This window comes from Mycobacterium sp. E1214 (genome assembly GCF_001666755.1).
GTDB lineage: Bacteria > Actinomycetota > Actinomycetes > Mycobacteriales > Mycobacteriaceae > Mycobacterium.
In genome coordinates this window covers 22,963-43,701 of sequence record NZ_LZJC01000030.1, presented here as the reverse complement: position 1 = coordinate 43,701, position 20,739 = coordinate 22,963, and the positions used below count along the sequence as shown (strand labels likewise).

Annotated in this window: 20 protein-coding genes and 1 pseudogene; 8 read left to right on the top strand and 13 right to left on the bottom strand. The window is 63.8% G+C overall.

The annotated features are described in order from the left end of the window. Nucleotides 1–20: 20 nt before the first annotated feature. The 3 genes from A5700_RS03910 to A5700_RS03900 all read right to left on the bottom strand — a co-directional run bounded on the left by A5700_RS03910 (nucleotide 21) and on the right by A5700_RS03900 (nucleotide 3,089). Nucleotides 21–1,157 carry a zinc-dependent alcohol dehydrogenase gene (locus tag A5700_RS03910; RefSeq protein ID WP_369828218.1) on the bottom strand — a complete coding sequence of 379 codons (1,137 nt, stop codon included), beginning with the start codon at nucleotides 1,155–1,157 and terminating at the stop codon, nucleotides 21–23. Between the two features lie 35 nt (nucleotides 1,158–1,192). Then, entirely contained in the window at nucleotides 1,193–1,687 is a 495-nt protein-coding gene (locus A5700_RS03905; protein ID WP_068070709.1) for a hypothetical protein, read from the bottom strand. Between the two features lie 163 nt (nucleotides 1,688–1,850). Next, complete coding sequence (locus A5700_RS03900) at nucleotides 1,851–3,089, bottom strand: glutathione-independent formaldehyde dehydrogenase (protein ID WP_231973814.1); 1,239 nt, start codon at nucleotides 3,087–3,089, stop codon at nucleotides 1,851–1,853. A 242-nt stretch (nucleotides 3,090–3,331) separates the two neighbouring features. On the opposite strand from A5700_RS03900, the gene A5700_RS03890 reads away from it, so the two are divergent. Then, nucleotides 3,332–4,222: a LysR family transcriptional regulator gene (locus tag A5700_RS03890; protein ID WP_082960518.1), complete on the top strand. Its 891-nt coding sequence runs from the start codon at nucleotides 3,332–3,334 to the stop codon at nucleotides 4,220–4,222. Nucleotides 4,223–4,272: 50 nt separating this feature from the next. On the opposite strand, the gene A5700_RS03885 is transcribed toward A5700_RS03890, so the two are convergent. After that, a complete protein-coding gene (locus A5700_RS03885) occupies nucleotides 4,273–5,214 on the bottom strand; it encodes a class I SAM-dependent methyltransferase (RefSeq protein WP_197502853.1) in 942 nt (313 codons plus the stop codon). A 487-nt stretch (nucleotides 5,215–5,701) separates the two neighbouring features. Here A5700_RS03885 and A5700_RS03880 point away from each other — a divergent pair, with 487 nt between their 5' ends. From A5700_RS03880 to A5700_RS25055, 4 genes and pseudogenes are all read left to right on the top strand, one after another. Continuing rightward, on the top strand, nucleotides 5,702–6,352 hold the full coding sequence (locus tag A5700_RS03880) for an HAD-IA family hydrolase (protein ID WP_068070827.1): 651 nt from the start codon (nucleotides 5,702–5,704) through the stop codon (nucleotides 6,350–6,352). Nucleotides 6,353–6,880: 528 nt separating this feature from the next. Then, nucleotides 6,881–7,306 (top strand): helix-turn-helix domain-containing protein, encoded by a 426-nt coding sequence (locus A5700_RS03875; protein WP_068070720.1) that lies wholly within the window; start codon nucleotides 6,881–6,883, stop codon nucleotides 7,304–7,306. Next, nucleotides 7,303–8,154: an alpha/beta fold hydrolase gene (locus A5700_RS03870; RefSeq protein ID WP_068070722.1), complete on the top strand. Its 852-nt coding sequence runs from the start codon at nucleotides 7,303–7,305 to the stop codon at nucleotides 8,152–8,154. Before A5700_RS03875 ends, A5700_RS03870 begins: the two co-directional genes overlap by 4 nt. Nucleotides 8,155–8,681: 527 nt before the next feature. Further along, nucleotides 8,682–8,843: pseudogene (locus A5700_RS25055) on the top strand (leucine zipper domain-containing protein); the annotation flags it as partial. 152 nt (nucleotides 8,844–8,995) lie between these two features. Here the strand turns inward: A5700_RS25055 and A5700_RS03865 are convergent. Together A5700_RS03865 and A5700_RS03860 are read right to left on the bottom strand one after the other, a co-directional pair. Next, a complete protein-coding gene (locus tag A5700_RS03865) occupies nucleotides 8,996–10,192 on the bottom strand; it encodes a cell wall metabolism sensor histidine kinase WalK (RefSeq protein ID WP_068070727.1) in 1,197 nt (398 codons plus the stop codon). Next, on the bottom strand, nucleotides 10,192–10,920 hold the full coding sequence (locus A5700_RS03860) for a response regulator transcription factor (protein ID WP_068070729.1): 729 nt from the start codon (nucleotides 10,918–10,920) through the stop codon (nucleotides 10,192–10,194). The genes A5700_RS03865 and A5700_RS03860 overlap by 1 nt, the downstream gene beginning before the upstream one ends. 443 nt (nucleotides 10,921–11,363) lie before the next feature. On the opposite strand from A5700_RS03860, the gene A5700_RS03855 reads away from it, so the two are divergent. Then, complete coding sequence (locus tag A5700_RS03855) at nucleotides 11,364–11,879, top strand: DUF417 family protein (protein ID WP_068070731.1); 516 nt, start codon at nucleotides 11,364–11,366, stop codon at nucleotides 11,877–11,879. A gap of 369 nt (nucleotides 11,880–12,248) precedes the next feature. Next, nucleotides 12,249–12,683, top strand: coding sequence for a DUF4383 domain-containing protein (locus A5700_RS03850; RefSeq protein WP_068070829.1), 435 nt, complete (start codon nucleotides 12,249–12,251; stop codon nucleotides 12,681–12,683). 447 nt (nucleotides 12,684–13,130) lie between these two features. Here the strand turns inward: A5700_RS03850 and A5700_RS03845 are convergent, their stop codons facing one another. Both A5700_RS03845 and A5700_RS03840 read right to left on the bottom strand, forming a co-directional pair. After that, nucleotides 13,131–13,655, bottom strand: coding sequence for a glyoxalase superfamily protein (locus A5700_RS03845; RefSeq protein ID WP_068070733.1), 525 nt, complete (start codon nucleotides 13,653–13,655; stop codon nucleotides 13,131–13,133). Between the two features lie 1,023 nt (nucleotides 13,656–14,678). Further along, on the bottom strand, nucleotides 14,679–15,821 hold the full coding sequence (locus A5700_RS03840; protein WP_068070735.1) for an NAD(P)/FAD-dependent oxidoreductase: 1,143 nt from the start codon (nucleotides 15,819–15,821) through the stop codon (nucleotides 14,679–14,681). A 259-nt stretch (nucleotides 15,822–16,080) separates the two neighbouring features. Here A5700_RS03840 and A5700_RS25050 point away from each other — a divergent pair, with 259 nt between their 5' ends. Continuing rightward, nucleotides 16,081–16,848 (top strand): trans-aconitate 2-methyltransferase, encoded by a 768-nt coding sequence (locus A5700_RS25050; protein ID WP_082960520.1) that lies wholly within the window; start codon nucleotides 16,081–16,083, stop codon nucleotides 16,846–16,848. A gap of 179 nt (nucleotides 16,849–17,027) precedes the next feature. Here A5700_RS25050 and dnaB read toward each other — a convergent pair whose 3' ends face one another. The 5 genes from dnaB to rpsF form a co-directional block, all read right to left on the bottom strand. Continuing rightward, entirely contained in the window at nucleotides 17,028–18,398 is a 1,371-nt protein-coding gene (gene dnaB / locus A5700_RS03835; protein WP_068070737.1) for a replicative DNA helicase, read from the bottom strand. Nucleotides 18,399–18,928: 530 nt separating this feature from the next. Continuing rightward, a complete protein-coding gene (gene rplI, locus A5700_RS03830) occupies nucleotides 18,929–19,387 on the bottom strand; it encodes a 50S ribosomal protein L9 (protein WP_068070738.1) in 459 nt (152 codons plus the stop codon). 28 nt (nucleotides 19,388–19,415) lie between these two features. Continuing rightward, nucleotides 19,416–19,670, bottom strand: coding sequence for a 30S ribosomal protein S18 (gene rpsR / locus A5700_RS03825; RefSeq protein WP_068070739.1), 255 nt, complete (start codon nucleotides 19,668–19,670; stop codon nucleotides 19,416–19,418). A gap of 43 nt (nucleotides 19,671–19,713) precedes the next feature. Then, the gene (locus A5700_RS03820) at nucleotides 19,714–20,232 is read right to left on the bottom strand and encodes a single-stranded DNA-binding protein (RefSeq protein ID WP_068070740.1); all 519 of its coding nucleotides are present in this window, start codon (nucleotides 20,230–20,232) and stop codon (nucleotides 19,714–19,716) included. A gap of 105 nt (nucleotides 20,233–20,337) precedes the next feature. After that, nucleotides 20,338–20,628, bottom strand: coding sequence for a 30S ribosomal protein S6 (rpsF, locus tag A5700_RS03815; protein WP_068070741.1), 291 nt, complete (start codon nucleotides 20,626–20,628; stop codon nucleotides 20,338–20,340). Between the last annotated feature and the right edge of the window lie 111 nt (nucleotides 20,629–20,739).

The window sequence follows — 20,739 nt, the reverse complement described above, 5'->3', positions numbered from 1 at the left end:
ACGCAAGCTCAGCAGGTGTCTCACCCGGCCGGCTGCAAGACAGCGCGGACGCAACCATCCGTCTTGTTCTTGAACATTTGGTACGCCGTCGGGCCTTGCTCGAGAGGCATGACGTGGGTGGCGAGGTGCTCGGTGTGCAGCTCGCCGTCGGCGATGTGTTGCAAGATCCTGGGGATATAGCGCTGCCCGTGTTGCTGCGCCCCACGCACCGCCATCCCCTTGTTCATGATGGCGCCGAGCGGAAATTTGTCGACGACGCCGCCGAAGACACCCAGGATGAACAGGCTTCCGCCCTTGCGGCACGCGTAGATAGCCTCCCTCAGGGCGGTGGGGCGGTCGGTTTGTAGTCGTAGCTGCTGCTTGACTTGGTCGTAGAGGTAGGCCGGCCCATTGCTGTGTGCCTCCATGCCGACCGCCTCGATCACCACGTCTGGACCGCGACCACCGGTGCGCTCCTTCAGCTGGGCAACGACACTGTCCCGGGTGTAGTCGAGCGTCTCGGCACCGATGTGCTGTCGAACCTGTGCCAGGCGTTCGGGCAGTCGGTCGATGACGACAACCTGCTCGGCGCCCATCAGCATGGCGCCGCGCGCGGCCATTTGCCCGACCCCGCCGGCACCCCAGACCGCGACGATGTCACCGGGAGCGATGCCGGCCCCGTCGGCGCCGGTCCATCCCGTCGGGGCGGCATCGGACGCGAAGAGCGCCGCAAGGTCAGACACCCCGTCCGGCACGCCGAACGCGCCGTGGTCGGCATACGGCACGCGGATGTATTCGGCGTGACTGCCGGCGTAGCCGCCGAGGGCGTGGCTGTAGGCGAAGCAGCCGCCGATCGCCGACCCCCACATCGCCTCGGTCAGTGCGGGATTCGGGTTGCCGTTGTCGCACAGTGAGAACAGTTCCTTCTGGCAGTACCAGCACTGTCCGCAGGCGATGAACGAGCAGACCACGACCCGATCACCGATCTGGTGGTTGCGGACGGCCGAGCCCACCTCGACCACCTCGCCCATGAATTCGTGGCCAAGCACGTCCCCTGCCCGCATCGTCGGGATGTAGCCGCCCAGCAGGTGCAGGTCCGATCCGCAGGTCGTCGACAGGTTGACCTTCAGGATGATGTCGTGGTCATTGAGGATCTTCGGGTCGTCAACGGTCTCCACAGAGGTCTCGTTGACGCCGGTCCAGCAGAGGGCCTTCACAGCACTCCCTCCCCACCCGCGCGGCGGGTCGCCAAGTCGACGAGCTTGCCGGTTGGGGCGGCGCTACGGGCGCCGTGCGGTGTCGGATCGATCCGCAACACCTCACCCACTTCGATGAGTTGTTTGGCCTGGCGCAGCGCCGCACGCACCTGCTGGCGCGGATCGTCGCCGGACATCCGCTTCCCGACCGAGCCGAGGCCGCTGGGCTCCGGCTGGCGCAGCCGGGCGGCGAGCTCGGTACCCTTATCTCCCGCAGCCTTGCGGACCTTGACCTCGACATGGTCACCGAGCGCGGCGAGCGGGTCAGGCACCCGACCGTCCGGCATCACCTCCTCCGGACTCTTATTGATCGTCACGCTGCGCCACCGCGAGCGTGGCTCGGGGTCCGCAGCGCCATCGCCGTCGCTGCCCAGCCGGCGCTGAAGCTGGTGGATCAGCTGGCCGGCGCCGTCAAGACCAGCCTGCGCAATCCTGCTCATCGGGTTGCTCATGAGCCGCTCCTCGCGCCGGCTGGCCGTGTGGCGTCTGCCGCCAGGATTGCGACCCGCGTACCGCCCAATTCGTTTGACATGTGGATCCTTTCGATGAGAAGTTGCGGCGTGCCCGAGTGGCAGGCCGCCCCGCTGCCCGTGCCGGGCAGCGGGGGACGAGGCATCAGCGAGACCCTGCTCCGGCCTTCTGCTTGTGCGAGCCGTTCGGGTGCAGCACGACCTTCGTCCAGCCCTCGTCTCGACTGTCGAAGTGCTGGTAGGCGTCCGGGCCCTGGTCTAGGGGCAGCTCGTGGGACACAATCCACGACGGCTTGGCCTTGTCGGCCGCAATCAGGTCGCGCAGGCGGCGGTTGTACTTCTTGACCGGGCACTGTCCGGTGCCCAGAGTTTGGCCCTTGAACCAGTGCAGCCCGTAGTCAAAGGCCACCTCGCCCCTCTTGGCCATCTCGTCCGCGCCCCCAGGATCCTGCGGGACGAAGACCCCGACCGCGCCAATGCCACCCGTGAACCGTACGGACTTGACCAGGCTGTTCAGCGTCACGTTGGGATGCTCGGTGCCCTGCGGGTCGTGCGCCTGGTAGCCCACGCACTCGCAGCCCCGGTCGGCGCCCAGACCCATGGTCTGGTCCAGGACGAACTCGACCGGGTCGACCTTGGAGTCATCGATCGCAATGGCGCCGATCTCCTCCGCGAGGCGCAACCGGTCGGGATGGCGATCGACCACCATCACCTTCGACGCGCCCTTGATGGTTGCCGACAGCGCCGCCATCAGGCCGACCGGTCCCGAGCCGTAGATGACCACCGAGTCCCCAGGGATTACCCCAGCCAACTCGGTGGCGTGATAGCCCGTTGGAAAGATGTCGGCCAGCATCACGTAGTCGGTCTCTTTGTCGACCGAATCCTCGCCCAACCGCAGGCAGTTGTGGTCGCCGTAGGGCACCCGCAGTAGTTCCGCCTGCCCGCCCTGCCACGGTCCCATGTCGGCGAAACCATACGCCGCACCGGCCATGTTGGGCTCCGGCTGAGTGGTCAAGCAGTAATTGGTGAAGCCTCGTTCACAGTTTTTACAAAACCCGCAGGAGACGTTGAACGGCAAGCAGACTCGCTCACCCACCTTGACCTTGTCGACGCCGTTGCCTACTTCGACGACCTCGCCTAGATTCTCGTGACCGAACGAGCGGCCAGTCTCGAAATCGGTTCTGCCCTCGTACATATGCAGATCCGAGCCACAGATGTTGGTGGCGGTAATCCGCACCAAGACATCGGTGGGCCGCTCGATTTTGGCGTCCGGCACATCCTTGACGCTGACCTGGCGGGGTCCGTCGTACACAATCGCTTTCATGGTGAGCCTCCTGGGAACGGTTTTTGCAGCGAGGATGGTCCAGGCCGAACTGATCGCCAACGCGGTTGTTGAGGCGCGACGCAACTAGTCACCGGGCGGTGAACCAGTCGGATTTCTCGGCCGAAAGTCACCCGTCCAGGCGGTGGGCTCAGCCTGCGGATGCTGGTCGCAGAAGCCATCCTGCGGAGCTTCGTCGTGCGGCGACCTGCGCCCCACGGAAGTGCCCGGCCGTGGCGACCCTAAACGCGCCGATCAGGACACGGTTCCTTCTGGACATCAGTCGGGGTCTAACGTGACTGGGTATGGAGCTCCGACAGCTCCGGTATTTCGTTGCCGTGGCCGAGGAACGGCACTTCGGGCGGGCAGCCCGCAGGCTGCGGATCGCTGCGCCGTCGCTGTCTCAACAGATTCAGGCCCTGGAACGAGACCTGCGTGTCGCCTTGCTGGAACGTAGTCCGCGCAGCGTCGTCCTCACCCCAGCCGGGGAGGTGCTGCTCGAGCACTCCTATGTCTTGCTGGCCCGAGCCGAACGGGCCTGCAACGAAGTACGGTGCGCCGACGGCAACCACCGGCACCTCACTTTGCGGATTGCGCCGGCCGTGGAGCACGTGGTGGGCGAGCGGTTGCGCCACCTGTCCGGACCGGACTCCGGCCTGGAGGTTTCCATCGCCACGAACACCGACAGCGACGCGATCCGCGCAATCCGCAAGGAGCATATCGACGCTGCGATCGTGTGGGTCCGCGCCACGCAAGACCAAGACCTGGCCGGGACTCGCCTCTGCGAGGTACCCGTATGGCTTGCGCTGGCGGCCGGTCACCCCCTTGCCGCACAGGAAGCGATCTCGGTCGCCGACCTGGTTGCCGAGACCATCGTGATGTTCCCCCGCGACCTGTTTCCCGGCATCTGGGACCACATCATGTGCCACCTGCTCCCCGCCGGCCCCACTCGCCCCGGCCAGGTGCTCACGCAACCGGACCTGATCAACGCCCCGGAAGCGATGCTTCGGTCCGTCGCCGCGGGTCACGGCGTGGCACCGGTCGCCCCGGCGATGACCGAGCATGTGCCGGCCTCCGGGATCGTCGTCCGTCCCCTCAGCCTGCCTCTACTGGCTCCGGTCGAACTGATCTGGCGCGAACCCGCTCACCCCGCGCTACCACGCCTCATCACCCTGCTCGCCGACACCGGGGACTAGAGCGCAAACGGTGCGCCGAGTGGCCGCCGAGATCGCCAAACCGGCACTGCCTAGGCTTTGACTGACGACTCCTCGCGATCGACAACGAAGCGAACTTGACAGGCTTTGTGGACATTGCCTGAGCGGAAGCCTGCGACGTGGGTATCGACGACGCGCAGTCCTATGCTGTTGAATATCGAATGCCATTCATTAACGCGCTTGAACTGGCACCCGAAATTCATGTCGATGAGACCCTGAGCGACCGCGTTGCCAAAGAAATCAATCAGCACGAGTGCCTGAAATTGAACGCTTTCCTCAAGCTTGTTGAACTGTGTTAGCTCGCTTTGATTGGCCGTGACCTTCAACGGCATGTCGGAAACGCCATAAGTGTCTTCCTCGATGATCAGTCGCCGCGCGACCCTCCGCAGATTCTTCAGCAACGGAATTACGTGGGGCTCGTCGACATGATGGAGGACGGTCTTGACAATCGCGCTGTCGAACATGTCGTCCGCGTAGGGGACGTCGACGGGCGAAGCCATCTGTCGAAACGGTAGATGAGTGGCCTCCGGGCCACGGTAGTCCATGACGTCGGTGGTGTAGCAGTCAAAGCCGGCGCGCCCGATCAGTGCAGCTAGGTGGCCGCGGCCGCTGCCGAAATCCAGCACCGAGCTGCCGCTGATAGCGTCTGCGAAATTTTCGAAATCCTGCACTGGCTTACGCCGTGACTTGTACGCCGAGTAGCCCTCGCTGAACCACGACCCGTCTCCACCGGCGGCGAAAAATCTTTCGTGCACCTCTCCGGCCGCTTGGTAGAGTTCACGTCCATTATCTGCTGCCAGCAAGTGCTTACAGGCGTCCTGCAGAGTTGCACGCACGTTGCTGGAATATTTCGGGAAATGGAATTTGTAGCTTTTTTCCAACAGTGACAATGTGAAATTTAGAGCCGTGGTTCCGTGCTGCAAAGTCTCATGAATGAACTCGTATTGTGCTCGCTGGGTGGCTGTTGTCGGCACCGACAATCCTTCCATTACGCACGCTTCACGCGCCTGACGCGGCGTCGTCGGGTAGCGGCAGGCGTAGCCCAAAAAATTGTTAAACGCATGGTATCAAACTATGCAATATGATGTTATTTCGCCGACGGAAGTTAAATCCTCCGGGTTACGAACCTTTGCATCGCTCCCCAGCGCGCCGAGCAGCAAAAGCCCGCAAGCCCGATGACAGGCCACACCGCTTTGCTCACCCCGTTGCGTGCCGGCCGGCTGAGGTGCGACTCTTGCCGCCGACAGTCCATGTGCGCCACTGGCGAGGGTCGAATCCGCCGCAACTATGCGCGTTACGGGCAAACGATCGCATACGCCTCACGGACCAGGTTCCGCTGCGTGTGAGGCGCCAAATCACGGGTTTCAACCAAACTTTGTGTGACCTAACACAATTCGGGTAACGACTGTGGGCAGTGACACAGCCTGCGCAGGCGGGTGTTGCCCCGTTAGTGTGCTGGCTATGGCGGTGCTGCATGGCAAGAGGGTCTTGTTCGACATCGATGGCACTCTGGTCGACTCGACCGCCACGGTCGAAAAATCTTGGGGTACATGGGCCGAGGAGTACGACGTCGACTACCAGGACGTCCTCAAGGTATGCCACGGCAGGCGGACCGAGGACACCGTCGCGGAGTTCGTCGCGCCGCGCCATCGAACCGCAGCCACAAACCGATTACTCGCCCTACAAGAGCAGGCTGATGTGGAGGGTGTCGTGGCGTTACCGGGGGCACGCCGACTGCTTGATGCCCTGCCCTACACCCACTGGGCGGCGGTGACATCGGGGCCCCGCTCGTTGATGGCTGCTCGCTTGGCGGCGGCGCAACTCCCAGCGCCGAGATTGATGATCGGCGCAGAAGACGTATCGCATGGCAAGCCGAACCCCGAGAGTTACCTCAAAGCGGCCGCCGCATTGGGTGTCGAGGCCGGCGAGTGCGTGGTCGTGGAGGATTCGCCAGCAGGCGTCGGTGCCGGGCGGGCCGCTGGGGCGCAAGTCCTCGCCGTCATGACGACTCACCACGCGACCAAGCTGGCCGACGCTGACATCCTGGTAGCCGACCTATCCTCCGTCGGCATCGACGTTACCGATACCGGTGTCGCGTTGCTGATCGATTAACGCGGCAGGGTGCAGGACCTGGCCTGTGCCATTGAGTTTCGACACCCCGCCCGGCGGTTGCTTGCATATAGCTAGGCGCACAAGGGTTTTGGGCCTCGCTCGGTGGGCGCAATTCAACCAATGCGAAGGAAAGCGGTTCCATTTGTCGCTGTTCGTCGAACCCCGGCGCCTGTGCGATGCACTCGTGCTCGAACACCTCCCGGCCCCGGTCAGCGCGTGCCAGGTCGAGACGTACAGGTGCCGGCAGATCGCCTCGTGGGAGATCTACCAGTCGGGCCCATCGGGAAAGCTGCGCCGAAACCACTCGGCGATCTGCTCCGGGCGACCAGTCATCCGTTAGCTTCAACCGCTCCAATTCTCGAAGCCCCTCGTGCCGGTCCAGCTTCGACGCCTTCGGACGTCGGGAACGCCCAACCCTGTCCATGATTTGAGCCACACACCGTGGACGCGGATATCCGCACGCCACGAATACATCCGTATCCATCCGTAAGATCAGCGTAATAGGGATGAATGAGGTAGTTTACGTATGTGAGTGTTGCTGTGTACTCGGCTGAGCAGGTGGCCGATATTCTCGGGCTGCACGTGCGAACCGTACGCGGGTACGTCCGTGACGGCCGCCTACCGGCCGTGCGCATGGGCAAGCAATACCGAATCACCGAACAGGACTTGCAGGCCTTCGCCGGCGTGGTCACCGACGAGCCGGCGAGTAGTCCACACGCTCACGTCTCTACCGTCGTGCACATCGACAATGCCGACCGCCTCACGATGGATCGCATTACCACACATCTCGCCGCTGCAGCGATCAGCAACTCAAACCGACCAGGACAGCTCAATATTCACTCGACGTATGACGAATCTGCCTGCCGTCTCACCGTCTTCGTCGTCGGCGACCCAGAATCCACGACGGCCGTCATCGGATTGATCGGCGCCTTGACACGCCAGGGCGACAAGTGAGCGCCGACGTCTACCGTTCCTCGCATGGCCAGCACACCGTCGAGCTCAGTTACCGCGAGCACCTTCAACGCTGGGCAGTGCCGCTGCGGCAACGCACCGTCGCCACCCGCGAGGGCGACACCTTCGTCCTGGACTGCGGACCCACCGATGCTCCACCAGTGGTGTTGCTGCACGGCGCCGGGAGCAACAGCGCGATCTGGCAGGCCGATGCGTCGCGGTGGTCACTCACTCATAGGCTGTACATGATCGACCTCGTCGGTGAGCCCGGATTGAGCGCACCATCTCGGCCGCCCCTTGACTCCGACGCATATGCGTTATGGCTCGACGACCTACTTGACGAGCTGGGCGTCGACGCCGCCGGCTTCGTAGGGGTGTCGTTGGGTGGCTGGCTGGCCACGGATTACGCGATCCGCCGGCCCAGCCGCGTCGAACGACTGGCGCTGCGAGCCCCGGGCGGTATCGGTCGCCAACGTTACGGGGCCGTCTTCGCAGCACTGGCCCTTATGCCATTCGGCGAGCCCGGTACGCGCCTCGCTCTGCGGATCGCGCTTGGGCCCGGCTGCATTCCTGACCCCGTCATCGATTACATGCTGCTGATCCAACGCAACTATCGACCCCGCCGCGACACCCTGCCCGTCTTTCGCGACGAAGACTTAAGAGCCATCACCGCGCCGCTCTCCGTCGTGCTGGGTGCGCGAGACCGCATGCTCAACTCGCACGACACCGCCGCACGCTTGAGGCGTCTGCAGCCTGCAGCATCGATCAATCTAGTTGCCGGCGCGGGTCACGGCCTGTTCGACGACGGCGACGACCTTCATAGCTTCCTGAACGAAGGCGCGAGACCGTGAGAAACACGCAGGATCCCTTGGTCTTCCGCGAAGAAGTAAGCCGTGACCTTCGCACCGCGCTCAAATCACGTCAACCGGAGATTATCTCAGTCCTACGAATAATGATCGCCGCGATCGACAACGCCGAAGCCGTCCAACCGGAAGCACAGTCGCCGCGATCTGGCGACGGTACGGTCGCCCACTCGTCTCCCGGTGTCGGATCAACCGAGGCGCCCAGACGCGAACTGGCCATGCAAGACGTCCACGCGATCATTCGAGACCTCCTACGGGAGTACGAGACACAGGCACAGCATCACCGCTCGATGCGCCAACACGAGGCAGCCAACCGCCTTCGACGCCAAGCCAAGGTCTTGCACTCCTACCTTCATACATCGGGCAGTCCGACTTCTTGCTAACACAAGCTCCGCGATATCGCCGTTCGGAGGCGGCGTAGCGCTGACTGCGAATCCGGCGACCCATCCCTTGCTCGCCCTAATCCGCCCACAACGGCGTCTATCCCTCCTTCCTCAAACCAGCCCATACGAAGAATCACCCATAGACACGCACCCCTGTCCGCAGAAGGGCGGCGCCGACTGGTTCATCGGTGTCAAACCCGACCGATCGCACACGTTGCCGCTGAGATGGGGATATCACGGTCATGTGCATCGAAGTGGGTCAACAGATTCCGTCGATACGGTGAACTGGGTTTGCACGGTCACGCGACAGCGGCTAAAGGAGTGGGCACTTTAGTGCGAAAGCTGATGGACGTTGCGGCGCCGCGATTCGGTCCCAGCACGCCGATGATCAAGGCGCTTGACACTGTGACGACTGGGACCTGCACGCTCCATCGCCAAAAGCAGATCTATGAGCCACGGCTACCAACAGTGTTCGGCTGCAGACTGTGGATGCCTACAGCATGCCGGGACGAAGTATCCGCCGGCACGGTTAAGGTCACGGTGCAACCAGTTCCCGGTCCTTGGCTGTGGGCCTCGATATGGCCGCCGTGCGCTTCGACGAGTGCCTTGGCGATGGACAGGCCGATTCCCGCGCCGCCATGCTGGCGGTCGCGGGCGGTATCGGTGCGATAGAACCGGTCGAACAGTCGCGGCAGCTGCTCGGGGGCGACGCCGTCACCGGAGTCGGCAACGGCGATTGTCACGCCGCGTCCTGCGCGCGCGGTCACGATGACTTGACCGCCTGGGTCCGTGTGGCGCAGCGCGTTGTCAAGCAGATTGTCCAGGACTTGTCCCAACCGCTCGGCGTCGGCCCACAGTGCGGGCAGATCGCTGGCGACGTCGGTAGTCAAGGACACGCCTTTGGACTGGAAGCGCGGTGCGAAAGCCGCGACGGAGGTGGCGACCAGCGACGCCGCGGACTGCCAGTTCGCCTCGATGTGGGTGGCGAGGTTTTCCGCGGCCGACAGCGCCCGGACATCGCTGCTGAACCGGGCCAGCCGGCGGGTTTGGTCGCGAAGTATGTCGATCGTTTCGGTGTCGAGGTGCCGCACGCCGTCTTCCAGTGCCTCCATGTACGCCTCGAGCACTGCTACCGGTGTCCTGATCTCGTGGGCCAGATCCGCCAGCATTTGGCGACGGGTGTCCTCGGCGACTCCGAGCTGTCGCGCCATCGCGTTGAATGCCGCGGCGACATCGTCAAACTCTCTGCCCAATCGGGGCGGCGGGACGCGAATGTCATAGCGACCGTCGGCGATCGCGAACGCGGCACGGGACAAAGCCGTCGCTGAGCGGTGGACGCGCCGGCTCAAATACCAGTTCAGAGTCAGCGTGGCGAGCGCGGAGACGGCCACCGCGGTTCCGACCGACAGCGCTGTCGCCTCGCGGAACGCGTGCTCGTACGGATGGTTGCCGTGCAGGCCCGGAACGACCGCCTGGTCCATGAGCCGTCGGATCATCGGCGGGCCGACGATAGCTGCCACGACGCTGGTGGTGGCGACGCCCACGAGGACGACGGTGAAGTTCGACACCAGCAGCTGCATGCCGATGCCGTGGCGGCTGTGGGCTCGTGGCCCCGGCGGATCCCGAAGCAGCCGGCTGAACATCAGCCCACGCCCATGCGGTAGCCGACGCCGCGCACGGTCATCACGTATCGAGGGTGGGCAGGGTCGTCGCCGAGCTTGCGCCGCAGATGCCCCACGTGCACGTCGAGGAGGTTGTCGTTGCCCACCCAAGTCTCACCCCACACCGCGTCAAGTATCTGTCGGCGAGTGAGCACGGTGCGTGGACGCGCCGAGAGGGTCGCCAGCACGTCAAACTCCGTGCGGGTCAATAGGATCGGTGTCTGATCGAGGTGCACCTCGCGGCTATCGACGTCAATGCTGAGCGCGCCGAACCGCCTGGGCGGCGCGGCCGGCTGGGTGTGGTTCACGTCGGGCGCGGGGCTTAGGCGGGGTCGGCGCAGCATCGCGCGCACCCGCGCGATCAGCTCGCGAGGGCTGAACGGCTTCGTCACATAGTCGTCGGCGCCGACCGAGAGCCCGATGATGGTGTCCACGTCGGCGTCTCGGGCGGTCAACATGACGACGTAGGCATCGGAGAACGTCCGCAACTGCCGGCACAGCTCCAGTCCGTCGAGGCCCGGAAGTCCGATGTCGAGGATGACCACGTGCGGGTCCACGTCCTTGGCCATGTGCAAAGCGTGCCGTCCGTCATGAGCGGCAAACACCTCGAACGCTTCGCGCCTGAGATAGCTGGCCACTAGTTCACACAACGGCACTTCGTCGTCGACCACCAGCGCGCGCAAATCATGCGTTGCTGTGTCACCACTCATTCCTTGATCGTGCACCTCCCTGCGCCCGGCGGCTATGTCGGCACCGCTTCGCCGACGATCTTCAGTGAAACTTCAGACATCGAGGCCCGCCGTTACCCCGCGGGGTGGCATCACCGCGCATCCAAGGGCAGAGCCGATAACCGCCCAAAACCCGAAGTCGAGCTTGCCCTCGGACACCAGCTGTCAGGAGGGCATGAGTTTGACGGTCGGGTTTTGGCGGGCGAGTACTTCTTCATCGAATCATCAGCAAACGACCGCCGAATACCTTGAAGGCGCGACGAGGATACGAACTTGCGGCGTTCAGCTCATGGGCGATGCCACCGACAGACGACCAGATGACCAGGCCACACCGCAGCACGCCCCAATCGCCCTTCGCCCATGACCTCCGGTCAGGCATCGTGCACCGTCAGAAATCACCGTGTCCCTCAAGAAAGGCCCAGCCCATGATCGTCACCTCCGTCGCCACCCACATAGAAAAATCGGCTGTCAGCGTGCAACGGGTAGGAAACCTGGTCAGCCGGTACGGCTTGGTCGTCGTGTTGGCCTGGATCGGGTTCGGCAAATTCGTCAAGATGGAGGCTCGTGTCCTCATCGAGCACAGCCCCCTGATGAGTTGGATCTATGACGTATTCAGCGTCACTACCGTCGCGCGCGGACTGGGAACGATGGAAATCCTTGCGGCGCTACTCATTGCGCTGCGCCCGGTCTGGCCCAGCGCATCTGCCGCCGGGAGCGCTTTGGCCGTAGTCCTGTTTTTGGGCACGATCAGCTTTCTGTTCACCACCCCCGGCGTCGTGATGACCCATGCCGCCGGCGTACCGGTCCTTTCGGCGCAACCCGGGCAATTCCTGCTCAAAGACCTGGTGCTGCTCGGTGTAGCGATTTGGACTCTTGGTGACTCCCTGGGGCAGATGAAGACACACACGCTCGCTCGCCCACCCGCGCCGGTGGCCTCGTAGCGAGCTGCAGTAGGTGAAGGAGTTGTTCGTCGCCAGCCGGCGCCGCGCCGACGTGGTGACCACCTGGACGTCATATCGGGAGTCGCGCAGGTAGCGCACCGGTGGTGTGGTCGGCGGCGACCTTGATCTCGTCGACCGCGCGCCTACCGCGGGCGGTGAGTTCGAGTTCATTAAGCCGACGGTCAGCCGGCGCCCCCCTGCGCCGAACTAAGCGGTTGCGCTCAAGTTCGTCGGCGGCTTCGAGGCGTAATGACTCACCGGCGCGCCGCCGGGGTGACCGACCACGAGGCGGTGATCGTCGCGTCCTTGAGCCTTGCTACTACCGAGCGTAGTATCTGCTTCCAACTCCCCGGCACAAGGAGGTGCATCGTGAAGTGGAGTGTCGCTCAAGTTGGGTTACTGATCATCTGTTCGTTTCATGTCATCCAGGCGGTGATCGGCCTCATCATCGAACCAAGCTTCGCGACGGGTGCCGACGCGCAGACTGTTCAACTGCTCGGCATGGACTACAACGGATGGCACGCCGTCGCAGGCCTTGCACTATTCCTGCCGGGCCTGGTGTTCTCGCTGCGAAAGTCGTGGGCGGTGCTCTATCTGATTCTTGCCGCGATATCCGGTGCGATACCCGGCATTTGGGCGTTCTTCTCTCATCGGGTCGCCTACGTGTTCACCTTCCCGCACAACGTCACCGACGGAGTAGTGCACCTCCTGACTGCGGCCATAATGCTTGTGGTGGCCGCCGTGCAAATCCGCCTCGACGGGGGGCTGAGAGACTCGCTCGCCGACCTACGCAGGACGCCGTAGTCACGCGACTTGCCGCAAACCGCCTTGGCGACGACCTCGCCGCCCGCGTGCGCACAGTGAAATGAGTGACTAAGTCCGCGCCGAAGGGCTTTGGCTAGCATGTGGTGAACGTACGACGCGACGTTGAGCCAGCACGTTGCTCGTCCACGAAGACCTGTACCCATCCACCCGGAACCACCTGCCACTCAACGACATTCGGCATAGGATTGTTATCGCGCGCGCCCAAATAGCGATTTGTATACCAGCGGCGACTCCTCTCCAAGTCGGTCACAGGAACAACGGCCAAGACTGCTCGATCGACATGGAACACAAACCCCTTCGATCTGCTCTCCAAGGAAAGACCTGTCAGTCGGTCCCGACTCATCGGGGCGGGACCGCCGGCGCCTTTGGCGGGGCGGTCGAGGTTCCTCAGCTACCCCGCCGATTTCAGCGCCACGACTCGCGGATCTACGCGGTGGTTTGGCAGAAGCGGATCGTGTTGGAGAACGGATCGATGACTTCCATGGTGGGCCCGCCCGGCGAGTCGACGTCGACGCCGGGGTTGATCCGCTCGTATCCGGTGGCGTGGAGTTCTTTGTGCAGTGCGGTGATATCGCTGACCGGTACCCACACGGTTGAGCCGGGGGTGCCGTCGCCGTGGTGTTCGGACAGGTCGAGGACGAACCGGTCGCGGCGCAACCGCATGTAGAGGATTGATTGTGCGAAGTCGAAGCGGTGTTCCCATTCGACGTTGAAGTGCAGATAGTCGATGTAGAACTCGCGGGCGCGGGCCTCGTCGAGGCTACGGAGCACAGGCACTGGTGCGCTCATGCCCCGCCGGGATGGAAGCCGCGCCGCGGCGGTGTTCCAATCTCGGAAACCGAGCTGTTGGGCCACGATCTCCAGCGTTCTGGAATGGGTGAGATCGCTGTCGGGCAGTTGGTCGCGCAGCACGCGGGCGGCGCGTTTGGCGTCGTCAAGGGTCAGATCCATCACTTCACCTACGTTTCGGGTGCGGGTGTGCAATTCAGTGCCCGCGTTGCTGAGCTGTCGAGGCACCGTTGCTGGTAGATGACTGCGGTGGTGACCGATCGCGATGTGTTCACCTCACCGAACTTGTCTCGGCGCGGGCGGCGGGTCACATCGAACCCGTGTGCTGACGGTACGGGCTGTAAGTAGGGGTTTCAAGCCCAGCGGTCTGTACTCGTGGCTTGTTGACGTTCGCTTTGCCGGCCATCGCAGTGCTGGCACGAAAACCACCCTCTGCGCCGACCCCACTTGGCGAGCCAACTCAGCTCTTCGTAACCCACAGGCATTCCCCTGCAAGTCCCAGGCACCTGCTGTCCCTTAACGCGCAGCTCTCCTGCCTCGCAACCTTGGGGGATTTGCACAAAACGAACACGAGGAGCAACGACCAAGCCGTGCCGCATTACGTGTTGCGTTGTGGTGCAATGGCTTTCGCTGACGCCGGAATCGCGATCTCGTCGATATGTGCGCGGACTTCGCCCGCGAGACCTTGCCCGCCAATGACAGCCGACCGGGCCTGTGCTGGGCCGCGAGCACGCCCGGTCGTGAAGCACTCGAGATCGCCGTCGTGTCCGATCTGCGGCGCGCCACGGACGCTTCGCCCACAGCGCACGATTGACCACTCTCATCCGACACCTCACCGCGGGCAATCCACGCCTCGCCGCTCTGTGGGAATCGGGCATCGTGGGCGCACGTCGAGGATCACAAGATCATCGGTCACCCCACAGCCGGTGAGATCTCCGTCGACTGCGACATCCTCACCACCGGCGACGCCGAGCACAAAATAGTCATCCTGACCGCCTCGCTAGACACCGAGGACGACGCCAAGGTGCGACGGGTTCTCCAACACAGCTAAACGTCTCGCTCGGCGTCTCATTCGTGGAGAAGCGAGGGGCTCACATCCTGCCTCGCGTGAGACCAGCGAAGGAGCGCGGACTCGCCTTCAACGGCTGATGAGGGTCGAAGCCGGCCGGTTGTCTTGTGCCGAAGTTATGTTCGCTGCCGGGCTAATACTTCCTTGAAGAGTTTGATCACCCCCTCCGGTGCGCCGGTGCCAAAGATCGTCTCCATTGTCTGGTGCGCGGCGATGGCGGCTGCCTCGTTGCGCGGAAAAGCGATCTCTTCATACTTCTTTAGCGCCACTTCGGGCTGTTGCAGGTGCGTGGCAAGGGCTTCGCCGAGTTCAGCACCGTCGAGCATGGCAAGGTTCGCACCGTCGCCTCCCGGGACGGTGAGGTGCGCGGCATCGCCAAGAAGGGTCACGCCGGGGGTGCGGTTCCAACGGTGGCGGTCGGGAAGTTGATGAATCTTGCGCAGAACGGGCGATCCGTCGCCTTGCAGGATCAGCGCTGTCAGCCTTGGGGACCAGCCGTCGAACTCAGCGGCGATTCGAGAGCGGGCGGTGATCGCCTCCGTGAAGTCAATCTGGTCAAACCAGTCGACGGTGCGGCGCAAGATCACGTATGTGTGGACCACATTGCCGACCTCGCGATGCGCCAGTAGTGCTTTGCCAGGCATAACGCAGTAGAGCGCGCCGTCTCCGACGGTCTCGACGACCTCTGGATGCTCCCGATCTGCGTTGAACATGTAGGTGTCGATGTAGCTCAGCCCCGCATAGGCGGGCTGTTCATCGGACAGCAGGGGGCGCACAGCGGACCACGCCCCGTCAGCGCCGATAAGGACATCGGTGAGCGTACGTGAGCCGTCGGAGAACACGAGTTCATGTCGCCCAGCGCCGTCTATGGGGTTCGCCGACAGGAGCTTTCGGCCCCATTGCACAGCATCGTCGGGCAATGATTCGAGGAGGATGCGGCGAATGTCACCGCGTAGCGCCTCAGGACGCGTCATCGACCCGTCGTCAGGAACCTCGACCAGTACATTGCCGCGGGTGTCATAGACCCGCCGAGCACCACCGCCGCGATGGATGATGCCGCAGTACTGCTCAGTGAGCCCCGCGATGTCCAGCGCACGCTGACCAGTATGTTCGTGCAGATCTAGCTGGCCACCTTGCGTTCGAACACTCGGCGAGGCTTCACCTTCATAGACCGTGGCACTAACGCCCGCGACGTGTAAGACACGCGCAAGTGTTAGGCCGCCAAGGCCGGCACCGATGACGGAGATCTTGGGAACCATGACGGTATTCCTGTCAGACGATGATCGGAACGAACTCGGTCCGGCGGCAAGCGTGTTCGGGCCACATCAGCGCATCCGCCCCCGCACCCGCAACGCGCCGCTCGTATTCCGCCACCTTCTCATACCGTCGCGCAAGCTTGCGCCGTCTCGTATCTAGAGAAACGAGGTCGATCACATCCTGTCTCGCCGATCTGCCTCAAAAGGTTCTCTTTGGCGCGCGATCGAGGGCGAGCGTGGCCAGGCTACTTACTCTGGCTAGGTGCCCGACCCAATGCATTTCAACGATCGGTCCGATCTCTATCGGAAATTCAGGCCGCCCTACCCCGCTGATCTCTGGCAGCGGGTACAGGACACCGGTTTGGTGGGGCATGGTCGCCGCGCGCTCGACCTAGGGGCCGGAACCGGCGAAGCCACCGGCCCGTTACTCGCCGAAGGCATGGAGGTCGTCGCGGTCGAACCGGGTCGCCAGCTCGCTTCCGCTCTTGCCGCAGCCCACCCCGACGCTCAACTGTTGACTTCACGAGCTGAGGACGTCGATTTCGGTGAGTCAGTGTTCGATCTCGTCGTTGCCGCGACGTCTTTTCACTGGATGAACCTCGATGTGCTCGCACCAAAGATCGATCGTTGGCTCAAGCCAGGTGGACGTCTATTAGTGTGGCGCAGTGTCTTTGGTGATCCTTCCGTGGCTGTAAGCCCATTTCGGGCCGTTATCCAGAAGATCGTGGCACGTCGACCGACACCCGAGCGCACTGGCAAACCCGAAGATGTCGACGCGACCGCGTACAAGCTGAGATCGACCGGATTTTTCGTCATTGACGACATCTGCGCCTACCGGTGGAGCACCGCCCTAAACGCAGATCAGATTCATGGCCTCTTCAGTACATTCAGCGACTGGTCACCTGAAGAAGTCGACGAAGCGACCGCCGGCGCTCGCTCACTCGGCGGAGAAGTCGTCGAGCACTACACATCCTGGCTCATCATCGCGTCCCCACGGGCAAGCCCTAGGGGTAGCGGCGCGACGGAATGAAAAGGGGTCTCTCGTTTTAAAGAAACGAGACACCCCTTTGTTCGCCACTCCCCCGGGGCCTTATACCGGGTCGCAGCGTCTCATATCTTGTCTCACATTGCCTTTCGCACACATCCCGCTTCCCCGGTCGAAGCCACGGCGCACTCCGGACGAGGCTCTACCGGGCGCAAAGACTCGTATCACCGAGCCATGTTGGTGAAGCGCGACAGGTGCAGCTGGTGCGCCACGGTGACCGTCTTGGTAGGGCCGTTACGGTGTTTGGCGAGAATGAAATCCGCCTCGCCCCCGCGCGGGTCGTCGCGCTCGAAGGCGTCGGGTCGGTTCAACAGGATCACCATGTCGGCGTCCTGTTCCAACGATCCCGACTCGCGCAGGTCGGACAGCATCGGCTTCTTGTCCGTGCGCTGCTCGGGACCGCGATTCAGCTGGCTGATCGCCACCACCGGGACCTCGAGTTCCTTGGCCAACAGCTTGAGGTGGCGGGAGAACTCGGACACCTCGAGCTGCCGCGACTCGACCTTCTTGCCCGAGGACATCAGCTGCAGATAGTCGACCACGACCAGGCGCAGGTCGGCCTTCTGTTTCAGCCGGCGCGCCTTCGCGCGGATCTCCATCATCGTCAGATTCGGGGAATCGTCTATGTACAGCGGCGCCTCGCTGATTTCGCTCATTCGCCGCGCCAACCGGGTCCAGTCCTCGTCGCTCATGCGACCCGAGCGCATGTCGGCAAGCTTGATCTTCGCCTCCGCCGACAGCAGCCGCATGACGATCTCGGACTTGCTCATCTCCAGCGAGAAGATGACGCTGGCCAAGCGGTGCTTGATCGAGCAGGACCGCAAGAAATCCAATCCCAGTGTCGATTTCCCGACACCGGGCCTGGCGGCCACGATGATCATCTGCCCGCCGTGCAGGCCGTTGGTGACCTCGTCGAGCTCGGTGAAACCGGTCGGCACGCCGCGCGCGACGCCGCCGTTGGAGGCGATGGCGTCGATCTCGTCCATGGTCGGCTGCAACAGGTCCTCGAGCGGGACGAAGTCCTCCGAAGTCCGCCGCTCGGCGACCTCGTAGATCTCCGCCTGCGCGCGATCCACCACCTCGGCCACGTCGGCGCCCTCGGCGCCCGCGTAGCCGTACTGCACAACGCGGGTGCCGGCCTCGACGAGCCGGCGCAGGAGGGCCTTCTCGGCGACGATGGTCGCGTAGTACCCCGCGTTGGCGGCCGTGGGCACCGTCGAAATCAGCGTGTGCAGATACGGGGCGCCGCCGATACGGCGCAACAGGTTGCGGCGGTCGAGTTCCGCGGCGACGGTGACCGCGTCAGCCGGCTCCCCCCGCCCATAGAGGTCCAGAATGGCGTCGTACACGTTCTGATGGGCTGGCCGGTAGAAATCGCTCGGCCGCAGCCGCTCCAGCACGTCGGCGATCGCGTCTTTACTCAGCAGCATGCCGCCCAGCACCGCCTGCTCCGCCGCCAGGTCCTGCGGCGGCTGACGGCCGAAGTCCTCGCTGGGTGGCGACGACTCAGACGTCAGATCATCGACGACCGCCATGGCGCCCCTTCTCCCCCGATACGCATCCGAACATACATTCGATAGACCTATTCTTCAGCGTAAAACACTGCGCCGACACTGTGTCCTCAAAGCACCCGCAAGCCCGGCGCCGGGACGACGTTAGACGTTGCTGGCTACGAGGTGAAGGGGGCGCTGTTCATGAACTTGTGCATCACGTGTGCATTACCGTCGACACCGGTGTTGAGCGGGTTGTGGAGAACCTGTGGAACGAATTGAGCGACCGGGACATAGCTGCAGATACGGGCCATATAACGCCAGGAAAATCGTGTGGACAAGAATCTCCTCGGCGTGTCGCCGCAGGTTACCGCGCCGGGCGTGTTGGCTTGCGTCGACGTTTTCCCAGCGTTACGCCCGGGTAACGGGACCTCCGGGAATACACCCCAGAAATAGTTCGCCAGGGCGGCCGTCCGCGATCGGCGTCGGAGCGCGATGGGCACGCTGACGCAGCACAACGAAGTCCGGCGGCGGCCAAGGCTGGCCGCCGCCGGATACGAGCAAATGTCGGTGCCTTAGCTCGCGGCGACAACCTCGAGCGCGACCTCCACGTCGACGTCGGGGTGCAGGTGCACGGCGACCGGATGGGTGCCGACGGCCTTGATGTGCGACTTGGGCAGCCGCACGATCCGCTTGTCGAGGTTCGGGCCGCCGGCCTTTTTGATGGCGGCCACGATGTCACCGGCGGTCACGGAACCGAACAGCTTCCCTGAGTCGGCCGCGGTCCGCACCGGCAGCTGGACGGGACCCAGCGCCTGGATGGCCGTCTTGAGTTCGTTGGCGTGCTCGAGGTCGCGGACCGCCTTGGTGTCGCGGGACCGGCGGATCTCGTCGGCCTGCTTCTGCGCGCCTCGCGAGGCCACGATCGCCAGGCCGCGAGGGAGCAGGAAGTTGCGGCCGTAGCCGTCTTTGACCTCAACCGTTTCGCCGACGGTACCGAGGTGGTCCACGTCAGCCGTGAGAATCAGCTTCATCGTTTCGTCTTTCGGTTGGGCGTCGGGGCTACCGCGCCGAGGAGGTGAAGGGCAGGAGCGCCACTTCGCGGGCGTTCTTCACCGCGATGGCGACGTCGCGCTGGTGCTGCACGCAGTTACCGGTGACTCGACGGGCCCTGATCTTGCCGCGCTCACTGATGTAGGTGCGCAGCAGCGCGGTGTCCTTATAGTCGATGTTCTGCCCCTTCTTCGCGCAGAAGACGCATTTGCGTGCCTTGACCGGCTTCTCCGGAGCCGGACGCCGCTTGTTGGACTTGGCCATGTCTGTCTTTCTTTCCTCTTACTGTCTGTGAAGTGTGTTCGGGTCAGAACGGGGGTTCGTCGTCGCCGCCGCCGAAAGATCCCGAGGCGGGCGCGCTGCCCCACGGGTCATCAGCCGGGGCGCTGCTCGCCGGGGCCGACTGGCGGGAACCGCCGCCGCCGCCGAAGCCGCCGCCACCACCGCCACCGCCACCGCTGCGGCTGGCCTTATTGACCTTGGCCGTCGCGTAGCGCAGCGAAGGCCCGATCTCGTCGACCTCGACCTCGACGACGGTGCGCTTCTCACCTTCGCGGGTCTCGAACGAACGCTGCTTGAGCCGGCCGGTAACGATCACCCGCGACCCCCGCGTCAGGCTCTCCGCGACGTTCTCGGCGGCCTCGCGCCAGATGTTGCACCGCAGGAAGAGCGCCTCGCCGTCTTTCCACTCGCCGCTTTGGCGGTCGTAGATGCGCGGCGTCGACGCCACCGTGAAGTTCGCGACCGCGGCCCCCGACGGGGTGAACCGCAGTTCGGGGTCGGCGGTCAGGTTTCCGATCACGGTGATAGTGGTGTCACCAGCCACAAGTTCCTCCTGGGTCCGCGTCTCCGACGGTGAATGGCATGAGCGTAGCCTCGCCGAGCCTACGCAGCTGCACCCCACGGCGGGTCCACGGCGCGGCCACGGCTGTTAGTGCTTGTCGGTGCGCATCACCTTGGTGCGCAGGACCGACTCGTTGAGGCTGAGCTGGCGGTCCAGCTCGGACACCGTCGCCGGCTCTGCCTTCAGGTCGATGACCACGTAGATCCCCTCGGCGTGCTTGGCGATCTCGTAGGCCAACCGGCGGCGGCCCCAGATGTCGACCTTGTCGACGCTCCCGCCGTCCTTGCGGACGACGTTGAGAAACGTCTCCAGGGACGGAGCAACGGTGCGCTCGTCGAGCGTGGGGTCAAGAATGACCATGATTTCGTATGGACGCATGGAAACCTCACCACCTCCTCTGGTCTTGACGGCCGCGGTCGATCCGCGGCAGGAGGGTCGCCTGCGTCGGCAACCGCACCAGGTTACCGGACAGCGGGCCGACCGGAGAAA